Consider the following 16728-nt stretch of genomic DNA (forward strand, 5'->3'; position numbering starts at 1 on the left):
AAAAGGATTCGACATGAACCAGAACAAGAACGTCGTTGCCCTGGATCTTCCGATCCCCGGGATTTCCGACATGCCGGAAGATACCAAGAAGTACTTCCAGATCTGTCAGGAAAAGCTGGGCATGATCCCGAACGTGCTCACGGCTTACAGCCAGAACCTGAAACAACTCGAAGGCTTCACCCGCCTGTACAACGAGCTGATGCTGGGCGAAGGCGAGCTCAGCAAGCTGGAGCGGGAAATGGTCGCCGTGGTGGTCTCGTCCGAGAACAAGTGCTTCTACTGCCTGGTGGCGCACGGTGCCGCCGTGCGGGTACTCAGCGGCGATCCAACACTGGGCGAGCACATGGTGATGAACTACCGCAGCGCCAAACTGGACAAGCGCCAGCGCGCGATGCTGGATTTCGCATCCCACCTCACCCGCTCACCGGCAACGGTCACGGAAGAGGACATCCAGGCCCTGCGCGACGCCGGTCTCAGTGACCGCGCGATCTGGGACCTGAGCAACCTGGTCGGGTTCTACAACATGTCCAATCGCGTCGCGATTGCCAGCGATATGCAACCAAACCCTGAATATCACAGCCAGAGTCGCTAGCGGGGTTAGCCCTGCTTGCCCTCGACTACAAAAACAATGGAGGCAGAGACAATGAGCATGACTCTTCCAAGCTACACCAGCGGCACTTCAGAGACACCGCTGCTGGGCATGACCATCGGCGAGATGCTGGACCGCACCGCCGAGAAGTACCCGGACACCGAAGCCCTGGTGTGTCTGCACCAGGACATTCGCTGGACGTACAAGGAATTCGTCGAGAAAGTGAACGAAGCTGCCCGTGCCTTCATGGCCATTGGCGTGAAGCGTGGCGACCGGGTCGGCATCTGGTCCCCGAACCGCTATGAGTGGACGGTGACCCAGTTCGCCACCGCCAAAGTCGGCGCCATCCTGGTGAACATCAACCCGGCCTACGGCATGCACGAACTCGAATACGCCATGAATCTGGCGGGCATCAGCGTGCTGGTGACCGCGGACAGCTTCAAGGCGTCTGATTACCGCCAGACCCTCTACGACCTGGCGCCGGAACTGAAAGCCAGCCAGCCCGGCGAACTCAAGGCCCGGCGCCTGCAGGACCTGCGTGCGGTGATCAACCTGGATACCGAAAAACACGACGGCATGTGGACCTGGAACGAGTTCGTCAAATTCGGCAGCGACGTCAGCCAGGACGAACTGGACAAGATTCAGGCCAAACTGCAGTTCGATGACCCAATCAACATCCAGTTCACCTCAGGCACTACCGGCAACCCCAAGGGCGCCACCCTCACCCACCACAACATCCTGAACAACGGGTATTTTGTGGCCGAGAGCCAGCTTTTCACCGAGAAAGATCGCCTGGTGATTCCGGTGCCGCTGTACCACTGCTTCGGCATGGTGATGGGCAACCTGGGCTGCATCACCCACGGCTCCACCATGATCTATCCGGATGAAGGGTTTGAGCCCAAGTCTGTGCTGAAGGCGGTTCACCAGGAGAAGGCGACGGCGCTGTATGGCGTACCCACCATGTTCATTGCCGAACTGTCGGACCCGGAATTCGAAACCTACGACCTTTCGACCCTGCGCACCGGCATCATGGCCGGCTCCATCTGCCCGGCCGAGGTGATGAAGCAGGTTAACGGCAAGATGAACATGAAAGAGGTCCAGATCGCCTACGGCATGACCGAGACCAGCCCGGTGTCCACCCAGACCAGCTCCCTCGACCCGTTCGAGAAACAGGTCACCACCGTGGGCCGCACCCAGCCGCACCTGGAAACCAAGATCGTCGAGCCGGGTTCCGGAAATGTAGTGCCACGCGGCGAGATCGGCGAACTCTGCACCCGGGGCTACAGCGTGATGCTGAAGTACTGGAACAACGAAGAGAAAACCCGTGAGGCCATCGACGACGCCGGCTGGATGCACACCGGCGACCTGGCCACCATGGACGAGGACGGCTACATCCAGATCGTTGGCCGCATCAAGGACATGGTGATCCGGGGCGGTGAGAACATCTACCCGAAAGAGATCGAAGAGTTCCTGTACACCCACCCCTCCATCGAGGAAGTCCAGGTCACCGGCATTCCCGATGAGAAGTACGGCGAGGAACTGATCGCCTGGGTGAAACTGCGCCCGGACGCCGATCCGGTCGATGCCGACGATCTGATCGCCTTCTGCCAAGGCCAGATCGCCCACTTCAAGATCCCGAAGAACTACAAGTTCGTGGATGAATTCCCGATGACCGTCACCGGGAAAATCCAGAAGTTCAAGATGCGGGAGATCTCGATTGAGGAGATGGGGCTGAAGAAGTAAGCCCTGCCCTTTCCTCGTGAAACCCTCAAACCCCGGCAACTTGCCGGGGTTTGTTCTTTGTGTACGCGACGCACTCGACAAACATTATCGTACAAGACGAGGCATCACCCAGGACAATACCCCGGAATCAAACGACAGCCTGTCAGCACCCCGTCGCCATGCTTCACTCTCGGGAACCGCACCCACCGCTACCGGAGTCTACTTCATGCCCAACCCTGTCCGCCCAGGCGATCGGCTCGCTGGAGAACGAGCTGGTGGGTATCCGCCAGGACATGGATGAGCTGATCCGCAATATGGAGCAGTCAATCGCGGAGTCCGAAGCCTTTATTCGGCGCTTTCGTGAAGGCGGGTAACGTCTGGCCACACAGGGCCAAGAGGGCTACAGTCAAATCGAAGGTCGAATCAGTAGCCGGACCATCCGGGGCAAACAGGGAGTAAAAGCTATGGAGCACCAATACGCCGACCCTGAACTTGGGCCAGCCGTGATGCAGTTTGATGCGGCGCTGGCCGATTTCGCCCGCGCCCGTCGCTCAGATCCCCAGTCATCCAGCCTCGCCCTGCTTGAGCGGGCCCGGATGCTGATGACACTGCCGGATGGATTTGACGCCTTGTACAGACGAGTTCGCGGGCTGGAATCCGCCGGTATTTTCGGCACCAGTGATTGGTCAAAGCCGGCGATTCTGCAGCCGGCACTGGCGAAGCGCTCGCTGCGCGAAGCCGGCGCCGTGACAACGGTGGTTGAAGCCATCAGCGAGCTCCGGATGCTTGCGGTCACTCGCGGGGATTACTTCCATCCGGGCATTTCCGCGGAACAGGCCAGGCACTTCCTGACCCAGGTGATGGCGCTGAACCTGGACTTGCTGTCCGGTCAACTGACGGAAGCAGACCGGGAACGCCCCAAGCAACTCGGTGTCATCGTACACCAGCTGTACCAGTACCTGATTTCTCATCTGGGTTACGAAAGCCTGCTCGACAGCCTGGTTGCAGAAGTCTGGCGATTACTGGATCAGGGGCCGGTCCAGGTAGACAGCATCTGCGAGATGATTGGCCAGATTGCAAAGTGCCTCTATGACCCGGAAACGGTAACCATAGACAACGCCGACGCCGCCCGCCTTGTGCACTCGTTGTTCGCGCCCACCCCAGGCAGCATCGAAGACCCGGGCTTGGAGCTGTATGGCCAACGGCTGGCTCAGATGGACGATGCCGGCCTCAAATCCGAGGCGACTCATTTCGCCCGGAGCATGCATGACACCGGTCTTGCCTCGCCCTACCACGCGGTTATGCTGAGGTTCCTGCGCAAAACTGGCAAGGACGACCTGATCCCAACCACGCTTGGGCTCACCATGACGGGATTGGACGACCTTTACTGCTATACCGAGCTGGTCCACGCCCTGATCGACGAGGCCATCTACCCGGAAAGCTGCCAGGCCGTTTTCGGGCTTACCATGATGCTGGAGCGGGGTTCGCTGTTCACTCCGTCGGTTGCACAGGCACTGTGGCGTCATATCAAACTTGAGCTGTCGGAAGAGACGACATCGGCGCTCGAAGGCACGTTTGGAAATGCCCAGCCAGCCAAGGTGTTCCTGCTGGCCGGCGTTCTCAACCTCCTGGGCCAGCCGCTGGGTGTCGGCCAGGGCAATAACCCCAGCTGTCAGTCGGCCATTGGTCTGTCGATGTGGGCTGCGAACGAGGCCGACTACTTGCTTCAGGTTCTGGCCTGGGCCGCCCGGGATAACGAGGTTCTGGGGCGCTTCGAGGGTGCAGAAGTCTCGTCCAGGAATCTGGAACCGGGATTGGTCAAGGAGGCACCGGTGGATGTGGATCCGGTATCACTGATTCTGATTCCGCACCTGGACCGGATCTATGGTGAGATGTGGCGGCGCTGCCAAGGCCGGGATGATGACGCCCACCGCTGGATAAATCCGGAATTTTACGGGTGGTGGGTCAGCCACGGCTTTCGGGTGGTGGCCGACATTCATACCGGAGAGGTACACGACTACGACGGCTTCGTTCGCCATTTTTACGCCAGCTACCACCCGTTCTACAATGGCCAGATGCCCGTCATACATGCGCAGCCCGCTGGCATCGCCGTCACCGACAGCGCCGCCCGTTTTGTCGGCCGCCACGCCATCAACATCCTCAGGGTCGGGCTCAGCCCCGAAAACGAGACGCGGGTCTACTTTTTTAATCCCAACAATGACAGTGGCCAGGACTGGGGGCAGGGCATTACCTGTTCCACCCGCGACCACGGCGAATTCCGGGGGGAAGCCTCCTTACCCATTGCCGAGTTTGCCTCGCGACTGTACGCGTTCCATTACGACACGCTGGAACTCGGTGACGTGAATGAAGTACCGGATGAGGAAGTCGCCCGGGTCATGGAACTCGGCCACACTAGCTGGGCGGCCCCCCCAGACACGTCAACCCGCTCAGGAAATTAACCGAGGCCACTTTCCCGGCCTTAATTCCCGATGACCGTCACCGGGAAGATCCAGAAGTTCAAGATGCGGGAGATTTCGATTGAGGAGATGGGGCTGAAGAAATAAGCCCTGCCCTTTCCTCGAGGAAACCAACAAACCCCGGCAACTTGCCGGGGTTTGTTGTTTGTGTACTGTGTGGCTGCGCTCCAAGGGCGATGGAATCGTGAAGCGCGCTTCGTTATTGCGCAGTGATATTACAAAGATATCGAATGTCGGGACCTCAAGACTCTGATTCTTATATTCTTTTTATCGCCGAGTTTGGAGACTTAATCAGAGGTTACCTAAAACTACAAATTTCATGAAAACATTTAACCTATTTGAATCTTTTAAGCGCATAGTACCTGCCTCTCCTACCGTCTAAGGCCCGGTTCCAGACGGAATATTTTCAGTTTCAAAACCCTAATCATAATTTAGACGGCGATCTATCTTGTGACTCCACCGTAAGCCCCATGCAATAAAAAAGAACCCTCCGGTCAGAGCAAACCTCTTACCGCCATTAATCGCAGTATGTATTGATCTGCGGTTAAAACATGTAATGGATACAATAATGAATACGATAAAAAACTATGCAAGTCGAAGCGTATGGATCAGTGCGATCATGTTCACTGCTTTATTGGCAGGATGTGGTAGTGATAGCAACAACAGCAGCGACAACGGCTCCGTGGCAGCCGCGCTGACGGTTACGTCTACCGCCCCGGCCAAAGCTGCCGACCTGGTGCCACTCAACAGCAAAGTAGTCGCCTACTTTAGTGAAACGATGGACGCGGCAGCCATCGACGGCTTCAGTTTTACTTTGGCTGGTGACACCGGACCCGCACTCACAGGTGCTGTGTCTACCGACGCCAACAGCAGTAGCGTAACGTTTACACCCTCTGCTCCCGGTTTCACCGCCGATACGCCTTACACCGCCACCATTACCGCAGCGGCAAAAAGCCTATCCGGTAAGTCACTGGCAAACGACTATGTCTGGCAGTTCAGAAGCGGGATCACGGCTGACACTGACGCTCCCACGGTAGTCTCCACAGACCCGACTGATGCAGCGACAGGCTTTGCACTCAACCGAAACATCGATGCGGTGTTTAGCGAAACACTGGATCCTGCCAGCGTTAATTCAGAAAGCTTCACTCTGACCATGGGTGGAACAGCCGTACAAGGTAGCGTCAGTTACTCGAACAAGCTGGTGACCTTTAACCCTCTAAACAATCTTGCTGCCAGCACCACCTATACCGCGACATTGACAACGGCGGTAACGGATCTCGCAACCAATGCGCTTACAGCCGATTACAGCTGGACATTTGAGACCGGAGACACCATCGCGACTGGCCCGGAACCCGTCAATCTCAGAACCGCCGGAGATTTTGTCATACTGACTAAAACCGGTATTACCAATGTGTTTCAATCCGCTATCACTGGGAACATCGGTGCCAGCCCAATCACCGCGACGGCCATGAACAATGTTTCTTGCGATGAAATGACTGGCATCATCTACGGCGCTGATGACGCCTATGTCGCCAGTGCTGGTGGCAGAGCGTGCTTTGCCGGCACAGCACCAGACAACACGCTGGTTGCCAACGCGGTACTCGACATGGGAACGGCCTACAATGACGCAGCAGGCAGAACCACCCCTGACTTTACCGAACTGCACGCAGGTGATGTCAGCGGCAAGACACTGGTCCCAGGTCTTTATAAATGGGGTACCAACGTGTTGATCAATACGGATGTGACGCTTGCAGGCAGCGCCAACGATGTCTGGATCTTCCAGATAGCCGGCGATGTACTTCAGGCAAGTAATACCCAAGTGCTTTTATCAGGCGGGGCGGTGGCGGAGAATGTCTTCTGGCAGGTTGGCGGCGGCACCGGTGTGGTACTTGATACAGGTGCAAGTTTCAAAGGCATTGTGATCGCCGAGAAAGGCGTTACCGTTAAAACAGGCGCAACGGTTAACGGCAGGCTGCTATCACAGACTGCTGTGACCCTGGAAATGAACACCGTTACAGCGCCATAGAGTCAGGTATTGCCCGTTGCGGGCACTCATCAGCAGACAACTCGATCGACAGAAGGCAGCTCCGGCTGCCTTTTTTTATGGTTCATCGCGCAAGACAAAGAAACACGGCGATATCCAGCGGGAGCGCCGGCCTCTGCGGGCGGATCATCGGGCCGAATAACGTCGCCGTCGCGGAACGACTCCGGGAGTCGGGACTCCCGGCGCTCCAAAGCGTTGGCTCACCTTGTCATCAGGACAGAATCACCAGGTGATCGGGCAGTTCATTGCGCTCGTGGGTGGCGGGCACATGCTCTTTCAGCAATTTGCCGCAAGCGGCAATGCAGTCAAGAAACCCCTGCCGGGTCTGGCCCTGATGCACCTTTGCGGTGAAGTCTGCGACGATGCTTTCCCATACCGAGTTGTCCAGCACATCGGCAATGCCCTGATCCACCAGAATCTCCACATAGCGCTCCGCTTCCGAGACGAAGATCAGCATGCCGGTGGAGCCTTCGGTATGGTGCAGGTTCCGCTCCAGGAACTGCCGCCGCGCGAGGTTGGAAGCCCGCCAGTAACGCACCTGCTGGGGAATCAGGCGGGTGTTGATGCCGGGCACCCGGAACAGCAGGCTGAGCAGGATGAACGTACCCCACTGCGCCAGCATCAGCATGTCGGCACCGAACCAGTTACCGAAGTAATTGGCAATGCCCGGCACCAGCAACGCCAGGATGCCGGCCCAGAGCAGTGGAATATAGCTGTAGTTATCGGACTGGGCCGTCAGTACGGTGACCAGTTCGGCGTCGGTTTCCCGTTCCACGTCGTTGATGGCGGCGGTAACGGCTTCCTGATCGCTTTTGCTTAATAATGTCATGATTCTTTCATTCTCATTGTCAGGTGAAGGGATTCAGCGCGCTCGGCTATCGGTGCGGAGCTACCAGCCACCAGAGGCACCGCCGCCGCCGAAGCCGCCTCCACCGCCGCCAAAGCCACCACCGCCGAAGCCACCGCCCCGGCCGCCCATGGCGCCACCCAGCAAAGCCGCGCCTAACAGGGCTGCGCCACCGCGACCACCGCGGCCACCGCGACTGCCGATAAAGAACACCACGGCCATCATGATGAAGAAGACCAGCGCCACCATGCCGGCTTTGGGCTTTTCCTGGACGGCACCGGACTGCTGGCCCTGGGCAACTGCCATGGGCTCGCCGCCGAGCACCTGGATCATGGCCGCGGCGCCGTTAACAATGCCGGCCTGAAAATCCCCCTGACGGAACGCCGGGGAAATAATGCGATTGATGATGACCGAGGAGTCAGCATCCGTGAGCCGGCCTTCAAGGCCATAGCCCACCTCAATGCGGATTTTGCGTTCTTCCTTCGCCACGATCAGCAGGGCGCCGTTATCCTCGCCCTCCTGACCGATACCCCAGTGCCTGCCCAGCTGGTAGCCAAAATCCTCAATCGGGAACCCCTGAAGGTCCGGCAAGGTAACCACCACCACCTGTTCGGTGCTGGCCTGCTCGTGAGCCTGGAGCATCTGGCTCAGGCGCGTTTCCACCTCAGGAGACAGCATCTCCGCGCGGTCCACCACCCGGCCAGTCAGCTCGGGAAATTCCGGCGTGGACTGGGCCCAGACGGTGGCCGGCAGCAAGACCAGTAACACCAACAGCATGCTTTTGTGGAACTGAGCAACCATCAGAATTCCACCGCGGGCGCTTCATCCGCATTTTCCGTGGTGGCTTCAAAGTTGGCGCGGGGCTCCAGATCGCTGTACAGGATGCTGTGCCAGATCTTGCCCGGGAAGGTTCGCAGTTCGGTGTTGTAGCGCTCCACCGCCTGAATGAAATCCCGGCGCGCGACGGCAATACGGTTTTCCGTGCCTTCAAGCTGAGACTGCAAGGCCAGGAAGTTCTGATTCGACTTCAGATCCGGATACCGTTCCGACACCGCCATCAGCCGGCTCAGGGCACTGCTAAGCTCCCCCTGGGCCTGCTGGAACTGCTGTAGCTTCTTGGGGTTGTCGAGAATGCTCTCGTCCACCTGAATTGATGTGGCCTTGGAACGCGCCTCAATCACCGCGGTCAGGGTTTCCTGCTCCTGGGCCGCGAAGCCCTTGACGGTTTCCACCAGGTTGGGAATCAGATCGGCCCGGCGCTGGTACTGGTTTTCCACCTGGGACCAGGCAGCGGTGACTTTCTCATCGTAAGTGGGAATGTTGTTGATCCCACAGCCACTCAATAACAGAACCAGTGCCATCAGCGGTGCCAGCTTCCAGACAGTCCACTGTTGAAAGGGTTTATGAACGATTCCCATAGTGCGTTTCCCGGTGGTGAATGCATGAAAAAGGGAGGATGCCTGACCCTCAGGCCGAGGCATCGAACTAACCTCTAAGTGGGGACAAAGCCAGTGTTTTCAAGGTGGCCAGGGTATTCCGGCCCCACATCCTTTATGGAACAGGGCCGTTCCCGAGCGTTAAAAATCCGAAGGCGCGGTGCCCGGTCAAACCCCCGCAGCCTGTTGGTAACCCCGGAGCTAAACGAACGCGTTCGCAAAACTCCCCAAAATCCCATGGGAAATGGAGGTAACCATCTGATAGGGTTGGAAAGTTGGAGTACGAAGGGCGGAGTTTTAAGCCCATAGCTGGGACCGGGAGTGGCTCGGGAGCGGGCGTGTAACTTCGGCGGCAGCCATGAAAGCTGGTGCTCAAGGTACTCTTTTAAAAGAAGAATCAGGCTCCTGTTTGGGAAAACTGGGCGGAGTTTTAAGAACGGGTGATATACGAACGCGTTCGCATAATTGGCTGTTAGCCATTAGATATTAGGACTCTAGGAATGAACGAGATTCTAAATAATATTAGCTCCATCTCATGGTGGTTTGGGGTAGTATTTGTTGGGGTTATTGTTAGCTTAACTGCTAGTTATATAAAACCACGTTTGGATACTTGGCTGGCGAATTTTTCGAAAGCTAAGAGAGAGAAAAATGAAAGAGCAAAGAGAGCCTGGGCTGCTGAAATTGGAAGGCTGCAATCAGACGAATTGTATCGAGCCTTCTTTGCCTCAAGAATTAGCCATGAGCATGCTAAGGCCACCTTTATAACGGTTTTGGGGGTGGCAATGTTCCTGATGAGTGGCGCATTTTCGCTGATCTTTCAATTTCCTGAGGTTGCAGATCCAAATAGTGAGAAAGCAATTAGTGAATTTTTAACAAATCTGCCTAAAGAAGAGATAATATTTGTAATAAAACTATTCCTTTCCTTTGTTGGTAGCATCAGCCTGTTGTTAGGAATGGCGTTTTTTAAAAGTGCGGAAAAACTACAAGCCCAATTCGAGGAATCTGTTGAAGAATTGGCTAACAAGCAAAAGCAGCCGGACGCATAAATGCGCCGCTGTTTTGGGCGTTAGACGAAAGAGCTAAATTGAGAATGTATGGAATTATTCAGACCTAGATTAACTGACTATCACGGAATTCATAAATCTCAATCAGATTTGGATTTTGCCATTCAATTTTTTGATGAGGATATCCCCCTATACATTGACCCATTTCTTTTATGGAAGTCACCATCACAACAAGATCAAGCGTTACACACAGCTATTACAAATTCATTTAATCATTTAAACTTTCTTGTTAAAAAAAACCGCGAAGATGATGCTGTTGAAACGCTTATCAATCTATCTGAATGTTCAGAGGTAGGTCTCGGTTTATCAAAAACGAGAAAGGGGGTAAAGATTGGTGCAAAACAGGCCAATGAAATACTCAGTCTCTTTAAAGATATACCTGAATATAGTCAGTTTGGTTTTACACATTTTGAAATCATACAGCTATATGTTTCTGGAATTTCTAAAGACAGAATCAGTGATATAGCTTGCAACTACATAAAATCCTTCTTAATCGATTACACAGTTGAGCAGTGTGAACTAAATAACATTCCAATAGAAGGTGTAATTCTTGATTCTGTGTATAACTATCAAAAAAATTCACTTGATTTTAACCAGAAATTGTATTTGCCTGTCAACCCAGTAACGAAGGAACCAATAATATTTACACCCAAACGCTGGTTAAGATTCAATCCCTGGATTAATTTTGAAGATTACTTTAAATCTCATTGCCCTAGGGACGAAATATTCAACCCAGAAGAGCCAGAAGAACGAGTGAAGGTTCTAAATTTCAATAGAGAAAATTACGGAGTTATCGAAGAATACGTAAAGTATAAAGATAAGAATTCAAAGGATTGCAAAAATGATCCGCTATTCAGTCAAATTCCAGTTTTGTCTGCAAAACGAAAGCTGAATGAAATACTAAAGCTAGGTACAGGAAAGGAAGACGGCGCTGACATGAAGTATGAAGATCTATCTGCTGACCTTTTAGCTTCTCTTTTCTATCCCCATCTAGATTTTGCTCAGACACAAAGTAGGACCGATTCTGGAAGGCACATCAGAGATTTAATATTCTATAACAATCGTGACGTAGATTTCTTAGATGAAATATTCACTGATTATGATAACCGCCAACTTGTTATTGAGATGAAGAATGTAAATAAAATAGATCGAGATCATATTAATCAGCTCAATAGATACCTTCAAGCCAATATAGGTAGATTCGGGGTATTCCTGACGCGAAACCCCCTGCCTAAGGCAATGTTTACAAACACTATTAATTTATGGTCTTCTCAGAGGAAGTGCATAATCGCAATTACCGATGAAGATTTAAAGTTAATGGTTGATGTTTATGAGAGTAAGCAACGCGCGCCGATAGAGGTATTAAAGAAGAAGTATATTGAGTTTAGACGAGCCTGCCCGTCCTAATGGAGAAAACATGAACAGAAGTAACGTAGATATATTTGAGAAGGTGTCAGGTCAACTATTGAGCCTTTATGAAGAGATATCACTGCTCTCAAAGAAAAGCCCAAATGATGCCGTTAACAAGTTCAAGCTTAATTTTGTGAACAAACTGCTAGCGCAAAGTAATGATTATTTAGCTGACAAATACAAGCCATTCGATGACTTTGAAGCGTTTGATGAAGATGATATCCCCCAAAATAGTGATGTTGTATTTATTCTATCCCAATATTTACAATGCTTTGAGAAGTTAAGATCGGATAATGTGGTTATTAGAAATGGAGCTTGGTTTTGGCGTGTCGAAGGTGGCGAAAATGACAAAGTGGATGATGACGGCATGATTTTAATTCGAACAGTTAAGCCTAAGAAGTTAAAGGATTAAAATGAGTACTAATAAGACAACTATAGATCGTGCAAATACACATGACACTACTATGCCACTATTGAATTCAATGTATACCGAATTCAAAGAGCTATCTAAGAAGAAGCCTGAAGCAGTCATAAGTAAAAATAAGATTAAAATCGTCAACAGGCTACTTGAAAAGGTAAGGGAAGTTTTAGTTGAAGAGGAGTCAATTGAGTTCTTGGATCTACTAGATGAAGATGACGTCCCTCAAACAAGTGATGTAACTCTTATACTTTCACAGTATGTGGCTGCCATGAATGGCTTTCATTCTAAATACTATGGCTATGTATCCGGAGAAGGACATATATGGCATGTTTAATGTCAAAAAATTTCGGGTCGGGCAATACGTCTAACAAAGCACTGCTGTCGGACAAATTTTCCGCTGCGCTCCAAATTTGCCGCAGAGCGCAGCGTTATTATGTGTTACTGCCAAGGAGCAAGTTCTTTTGCCTGAATTGAAAACCGTTGGCCTTTTCCTCGTTACCGCGTTGGCGGAAATTGTCGGCTGTTATTTACCTTACCTTTGGCTTCGCGAGGGCAAAACGATCTGGCTTCTGGTGCCTGGTGCGCTCAGTCTCGCGGCGTTTGCGTGGTTGCTGTCACTGCACCCTACCGCTGCCGGCAGGGTCTATGCTGCGTATGGTGGCGTGTATATCTTCATGGCAATACTCTGGCTATGGGCAGTCGACGGTATTCGCCCAACCGCCTGGGACTTGATTGGCTCAGCCGTCGCTTTGGTGGGCATGGCCATCATCATGTTTGCCCCGCGCACCACATAACCAGGGCTTTTTCTCCGCATAGCTATGTAAAAGTCGCCGTTTATGCGGGCGTCATGTGTACCTGCAGGATCCCTGGCGGTAATGGCTTACTGGTGGCTGAGTAACCTGACAGGTTAGGAGCTATAAAAATGCTCTACCCGCCTCAGAATCTGGTGATATATTAATCAAATCCAGCCAAATCCCATTCTGGTGGTGGTGAGACCAAGCGTGCCGACAGGATGCGTGTTTCCTGCTGTCAGCCCCGCCTGCCACTTGTGATCTCCTTTGCGTTAGCCCGATGGGCGATGGTTCCCGAACCATGCCGGCCGTCGATGTGTGCGAACGGCAACCGTTATTGAGGAGAGATGCCATGAAACCTGCCCTTATTCCGTTCCGCCCTGCCGGTTCCATCGGCTTGTCGGCACTGCTGGTTCTTTCGGGCGTAGCGATCGCCGCCGAACCCCAGGTTTTTACGGGGGAACCCGTGGTGGTCGGAAACGGCTCCGCGCGCGTGGTGATGGCGCTAAACGCCGAGAACGAGCCTGAATCCGTATCGGTGCTAATGACCAGGGACGCCCTGGAAGGACTGCCGGAAGCCAGCGCCGAGCAAGAGTTTTGGGAGTTCTCATTGCCCATGCCGGATGGCGCCCCGGTGACGGGATACGACCATGTCGTTCTTGACTGGAATCCAGTCGGGCACCCTCCCGAGGGTGTTTATGACCTTCCCCATTTTGATGTGCATTTTTACCTGATCGGAACGGACGAGCAGGAGGCGATCACGTTCCACGGCGAGGGCCGTGAACTGGCGATGGCGGCACCGGATCCTCAACTCGTGCCCGAGGGCTATGTGATCCCGCCTGATGCCGCTGTCGAGAGAATGGGGATGCACGGCCTGGATCCGGCCGGTGCCGAATTCCAGGGGGAACTGTTCAGCCACAACTTCATTTATGGTTACTACAAGGGTGAGTTGATGTTTGTGGAACCGATGGTGTCCCTGGCTTACCTCCAGTCACTGCCGGAGATGTCGTCACCGGTTAAAAAGCCACAGCGGTACAGCTATCCGGGCTGGTATCCGGGGACTTACCAGATCGGTTACGACGCCGGCAAAGGCGAGTACCGGATCGCGATCCGGGATTTGCAGAGGTATGACTGAAGCAAAGCGCATTAACGAAGGAGGAGATGGGGCTGAAGAAGTAAGCCCGGCACTTTGCGAGTGGAATCCAACAAACCCCGGCCTAATGCAGGGGTTTGTTGGTTATGTACCGCGCCTCTGCGCACCGTGCGGTGACACATCCTCGATACCGGGTGGAACTTAACGTGCTTTTGAGATGTCTGAATATTGTAAGCCCACGGCGCGTGGGCGTCGGTTAGTAGTCCGACTTTGCTTGATTGATCAGAGAGGGCTACAAGATGAAAAGAATAATGAATGTACTGCTTCTGGCTGCCGTCGTTAATGGGCTGGCAGCCTGCGCGGCGTTTCGCGAACCGACCTACGGTGAGCAGATTGAGGACGAAGGCATGGCGTTGAGGGAAGTTGGAGCGCAGTGGTCAAAGGGCGAGTCGTTGGTGGAAAAGGGCGAGGAGCGGATCAGGAGTGGTCAGGAACGGATTCGTGAGGGCGAACGTATGGTCGAGGAAGGACGCGAGATGACCCGCGAGGGTACCGAGCTCATGCGCGCTTCCAAACTTCGCTACGAAGAGGGCGGTGGCGATTCCGCGTACTGATTCTTGTTTCCTAGACCAAGGTTATGCCGGGGTATGAGTGAAGCGAAGCGCATTAACGACGATTAAAAGCAAAAACCCCGGTCTAGGCCGGGGTTTTTGCTTTGCGTTACGAGTCGGGCACCAATCAGGCCTTCCTACGCAACCGCCGCCAGATGACCAACGGGGCCAGCAATCCCAGGACAACCCCGAAGGAGCCACCGCCGCCACTTCCGCTGCCACTGCCACTGCCACTGCCACTGCCACTGCCACTGCCACTGCCAGAAGAACTTTCCGCTACCTTGAGCGCAAACGTTGTGCTCGCAGAGGCTCCATAGGTGTCTGACGCGGTGACGGTGATCGCGTAGTCACCCACAACCTCTACGGAACCGGAAATGACACCACTGGTCGCATCAATAACGACACCCTCCGGCTCACCATCGATCGCGTAACTTAGCTGGTAGCCCTCCGGATCGCTGAAGGCCTCGCTCGCATCCACAGAGAAAGGCACACCAGCGGCTACTTCAAGAGCGTCTATAGCGGAGGCAACCGGCGACCGATTCCCCGACTCCACAGCACCAATATCGATTACGCCATTGAGAACACGGGCACTGCCTCGCTGATCCGTTTCTGGCTCACCGATGATATTAGGGTTACCCGCCTCTAGCAGCGGGGAATCGGCCATGGGGAAACGGGTCTTTGTTAGACCACCGTTGTCAGCCAACTCTCCCAGCCCCGGGTTCACTTCATCCAGGATGTTGGAGGTATCAGCAACCGGAGGGGTACAGCTGGTATCGTAATTGGTCGTGTTGTCCCAAAAGCTGTAATCTAGGACCGCCTGAACCGCCGTTGAAGATTCCCCGACACATATATTGCCAGTGCCTTCTCCACCTTGGGTATTACCGGCAATGACCGTGTGACTTATTTCAATACTGGCCGCACCGTCCGCGTTCAAAGCACCCGCGCTATAACCGGCTGGCCCCGCCGACTGATTGTCTGTAATGGTGCTATGGTTGATGGCAATATCGGGAGAGGAGGCGGACCCGATGACAAAAATGCCGCCCGCAGTAGTCTGAGCCGCATTCCCATGAACTGTAGAGCTTTCAACGACCAATCCGGGTTGCGGTATACTCGCGTACACCCCACCGCCGGAGGCACCAGCGCTGTTGTTAGCAAACGTAGTCTTACTCAGAGACACGGGCGAGCCGAGGCTGCCATTGCTGACGTAGACTGCGCCTCCGTTCGCGTCAGCCTGGTTCTGCTCGAACACGCTGTCTTGAATATCCAAATCAACAGAGGAGCTTTGAGAAATGGCTCCGCCTGACCCGGTCGACTGGTTACCCCGAAATTCACTTCGCAAGACAGCCAAGGTTCCGGAACTCTCTCCCACCTGATTGATTGCGCCTCCTGAGCCCACCTGCGACTGGTTGCCATCAAACACAGAGTCTTCGATGGTCAGCTCAACCGTATTGCCGCTAATAGCACCGCCGCTTGAAGCTGCGACGTTGCCACGGAATTCACTACCAGTAATGGTCACCTGACCAGTTGGCGCCGATATCGCGCCCCCAGCGCCGGCAGACGAGTTGGCCTCAAAAACACTGTCTGCAATGTTCAATGTTCCTGATGAGCTAATGACGCCTCCAGACGGACTGCTGGCATCAAATCCCACAAACTCCGCACGATCAAGGGAAAGTGAACTGGCACTATCCACAAAGACCAAGGTGCTTACTCGAAGGCTGTCGGGGTTCGGTACGAATTTCAGGTCGGAGATGGCGAGCGACGAATTCTCTGAAAATGCTGAGACTGTTGGACTGACCGCAATGGTTGCTGCCCCAACCGAAGGGCCAGTGATCGTTACCGTCCTTCCGCTCAGGCCAAGGCTAGTACTTGCCCAATCTAACGTCTGCCCAGCCAGCGAGTTATCAATACTAATCGAGCCACAGTTTTCCGGATCGGCAAGTACGGTGCCAATCGCCTCATCGAAGGTAACCGTCTGGTCTGTATCGCTCGATGCGGTAGCCGCCGTCACCACCACATCCGCACACCCAAACGCCATCTGCGCATTCGCCAATGCAATCATTGCGACCAGCGGCTTCAGTACCGGCTTGGCCTTGCTGAGGTCAGTCATTGCTTGTCCCTAATGCTATTGGTTTATCGTCCTGATTCCTGACCAGCCGCTTCGGTAAATCGCCTGTTCCACTGGCAATCGTAAGAAAGGTAGGCTTAGAATCCTTTATTCGCTGG

Annotated in this window: 16 protein-coding genes and 1 pseudogene; 13 read left to right on the plus strand and 4 right to left on the minus strand. The window is 53.9% G+C overall.

The features are described 5' to 3' along the window. Positions 1–13 precede the first annotated feature (13 nt). The 6 genes and pseudogenes from K0B93_RS16350 to K0B93_RS16370 all read left to right on the plus strand — a co-directional run bounded on the left by K0B93_RS16350 (position 14) and on the right by K0B93_RS16370 (position 6814). Complete coding sequence (locus K0B93_RS16350; protein ID WP_219868331.1) at positions 14–592, plus strand: peroxidase-related enzyme; 579 nt, start codon at positions 14–16, stop codon at positions 590–592. Positions 593–649: 57 nt separating this feature from the next. Next, complete coding sequence (locus K0B93_RS16355; protein WP_228743596.1) at positions 650–2332, plus strand: AMP-binding protein; 1683 nt, start codon at positions 650–652, stop codon at positions 2330–2332. A gap of 158 nt (positions 2333–2490) precedes the next feature. Continuing rightward, positions 2491–2685, plus strand: coding sequence for a DUF2959 family protein (locus K0B93_RS16360; protein WP_228743568.1), 195 nt, complete (start codon positions 2491–2493; stop codon positions 2683–2685). A gap of 90 nt (positions 2686–2775) precedes the next feature. Beyond that, on the plus strand, positions 2776–4770 hold the full coding sequence (locus K0B93_RS16365; RefSeq protein WP_219868333.1) for a hypothetical protein: 1995 nt from the start codon (positions 2776–2778) through the stop codon (positions 4768–4770). 24 nt (positions 4771–4794) lie between these two features. After that, positions 4795–4875 (plus strand): annotated as a pseudogene (locus tag K0B93_RS19485) (AMP-binding protein); the annotation flags it as partial. A 481-nt stretch (positions 4876–5356) separates the two neighbouring features. After that, complete coding sequence (locus K0B93_RS16370) at positions 5357–6814, plus strand: ice-binding family protein (RefSeq protein WP_219868334.1); 1458 nt, start codon at positions 5357–5359, stop codon at positions 6812–6814. 229 nt (positions 6815–7043) lie between these two features. Here K0B93_RS16370 and K0B93_RS16375 read toward each other — a convergent pair whose 3' ends face one another. From K0B93_RS16375 to K0B93_RS16385, 3 genes are read right to left on the minus strand one after another with little or no spacing between them, the layout of a single operon-like run. Continuing rightward, positions 7044–7661 (minus strand): TPM domain-containing protein, encoded by a 618-nt coding sequence (locus K0B93_RS16375; protein ID WP_219868335.1) that lies wholly within the window; start codon positions 7659–7661, stop codon positions 7044–7046. Positions 7662–7721: 60 nt separating this feature from the next. After that, complete coding sequence (locus tag K0B93_RS16380; protein WP_219868336.1) at positions 7722–8480, minus strand: TPM domain-containing protein; 759 nt, start codon at positions 8478–8480, stop codon at positions 7722–7724. Then, complete coding sequence (locus K0B93_RS16385; RefSeq protein WP_228743597.1) at positions 8480–9040, minus strand: LemA family protein; 561 nt, start codon at positions 9038–9040, stop codon at positions 8480–8482. The genes K0B93_RS16380 and K0B93_RS16385 overlap by 1 nt, the downstream gene beginning before the upstream one ends. A gap of 575 nt (positions 9041–9615) precedes the next feature. Here K0B93_RS16385 and K0B93_RS16390 point away from each other — a divergent pair. From K0B93_RS16390 to K0B93_RS16420, 7 genes are all read left to right on the plus strand, one after another. Then, positions 9616–10161, plus strand: coding sequence for a hypothetical protein (locus tag K0B93_RS16390; protein WP_219868338.1), 546 nt, complete (start codon positions 9616–9618; stop codon positions 10159–10161). A 48-nt stretch (positions 10162–10209) separates the two neighbouring features. Beyond that, complete coding sequence (locus tag K0B93_RS16395; RefSeq protein WP_219868339.1) at positions 10210–11586, plus strand: hypothetical protein; 1377 nt, start codon at positions 10210–10212, stop codon at positions 11584–11586. Positions 11587–11596: 10 nt separating this feature from the next. Further along, positions 11597–12001 carry a hypothetical protein gene (locus K0B93_RS16400; RefSeq protein WP_219868340.1) on the plus strand — a complete coding sequence of 135 codons (405 nt, stop codon included), beginning with the start codon at positions 11597–11599 and terminating at the stop codon, positions 11999–12001. Between the two features lies 1 nt (position 12002). After that, the gene (locus K0B93_RS16405) at positions 12003–12344 is read left to right on the plus strand and encodes a hypothetical protein (protein ID WP_219868341.1); all 342 of its coding nucleotides are present in this window, start codon (positions 12003–12005) and stop codon (positions 12342–12344) included. 127 nt (positions 12345–12471) lie between these two features. Beyond that, positions 12472–12804 (plus strand): YnfA family protein, encoded by a 333-nt coding sequence (locus K0B93_RS16410; RefSeq protein ID WP_219868342.1) that lies wholly within the window; start codon positions 12472–12474, stop codon positions 12802–12804. 349 nt (positions 12805–13153) lie between these two features. Next, entirely contained in the window at positions 13154–13936 is a 783-nt protein-coding gene (locus K0B93_RS16415; RefSeq protein WP_219868343.1) for a DUF5602 domain-containing protein, read from the plus strand. A 269-nt stretch (positions 13937–14205) separates the two neighbouring features. Then, a complete protein-coding gene (locus K0B93_RS16420; RefSeq protein WP_219868344.1) occupies positions 14206–14508 on the plus strand; it encodes a hypothetical protein in 303 nt (100 codons plus the stop codon). 124 nt (positions 14509–14632) lie between these two features. Here K0B93_RS16420 and K0B93_RS16425 read toward each other — a convergent pair whose 3' ends face one another. Further along, positions 14633–16612 (minus strand): choice-of-anchor Q domain-containing protein, encoded by a 1980-nt coding sequence (locus K0B93_RS16425; protein WP_219868345.1) that lies wholly within the window; start codon positions 16610–16612, stop codon positions 14633–14635. Positions 16613–16728: the final 116 nt, after the last annotated feature.

Origin of the sequence: Marinobacter sp. F4218 (assembly GCF_019443085.1) — a bacterium.
Taxonomy (GTDB): Bacteria; Pseudomonadota; Gammaproteobacteria; order Pseudomonadales; family Oleiphilaceae; genus Marinobacter; species Marinobacter albus.

Bases quoted from the DNA above. Each gene is read 5' to 3' on its own strand.
- K0B93_RS16365 (WP_219868333.1), top strand. From the start codon at position 2,776: ATGGAGCACCAATACGCCGACCCTGAACTTGGGCCAGCCGTGATGCAG.
- K0B93_RS16360 (WP_228743568.1), top strand. From the start codon at position 2,491: ATGCTTCACTCTCGGGAACCGCACCCACCGCTACCGGAGTCTACTTCA.
- K0B93_RS16400 (WP_219868340.1), top strand. From the start codon at position 11,597: ATGAACAGAAGTAACGTAGATATATTTGAGAAGGTGTCAGGTCAACTA.
- K0B93_RS16370 (WP_219868334.1), top strand. From the start codon at position 5,357: ATGAATACGATAAAAAACTATGCAAGTCGAAGCGTATGGATCAGTGCG.
- K0B93_RS16355 (WP_228743596.1), top strand. From the start codon at position 650: ATGACTCTTCCAAGCTACACCAGCGGCACTTCAGAGACACCGCTGCTG.
- K0B93_RS16390 (WP_219868338.1), top strand. From the start codon at position 9,616: ATGAACGAGATTCTAAATAATATTAGCTCCATCTCATGGTGGTTTGGG.
- K0B93_RS16380 (WP_219868336.1), bottom strand. From the start codon at position 8,480: ATGGTTGCTCAGTTCCACAAAAGCATGCTGTTGGTGTTACTGGTCTTG.
- K0B93_RS16395 (WP_219868339.1), top strand. From the start codon at position 10,210: ATGGAATTATTCAGACCTAGATTAACTGACTATCACGGAATTCATAAA.
- K0B93_RS16415 (WP_219868343.1), top strand. From the start codon at position 13,154: ATGAAACCTGCCCTTATTCCGTTCCGCCCTGCCGGTTCCATCGGCTTG.
- K0B93_RS16350 (WP_219868331.1), top strand. From the start codon at position 14: ATGAACCAGAACAAGAACGTCGTTGCCCTGGATCTTCCGATCCCCGGG.
- K0B93_RS16385 (WP_228743597.1), bottom strand. From the start codon at position 9,040: ATGGCACTGGTTCTGTTATTGAGTGGCTGTGGGATCAACAACATTCCC.
- K0B93_RS16375 (WP_219868335.1), bottom strand. From the start codon at position 7,661: ATGACATTATTAAGCAAAAGCGATCAGGAAGCCGTTACCGCCGCCATC.
- K0B93_RS16420 (WP_219868344.1), top strand. From the start codon at position 14,206: ATGAATGTACTGCTTCTGGCTGCCGTCGTTAATGGGCTGGCAGCCTGC.
- K0B93_RS16405 (WP_219868341.1), top strand. From the start codon at position 12,003: ATGAGTACTAATAAGACAACTATAGATCGTGCAAATACACATGACACT.
- K0B93_RS16425 (WP_219868345.1), bottom strand. From the start codon at position 16,612: ATGACTGACCTCAGCAAGGCCAAGCCGGTACTGAAGCCGCTGGTCGCA.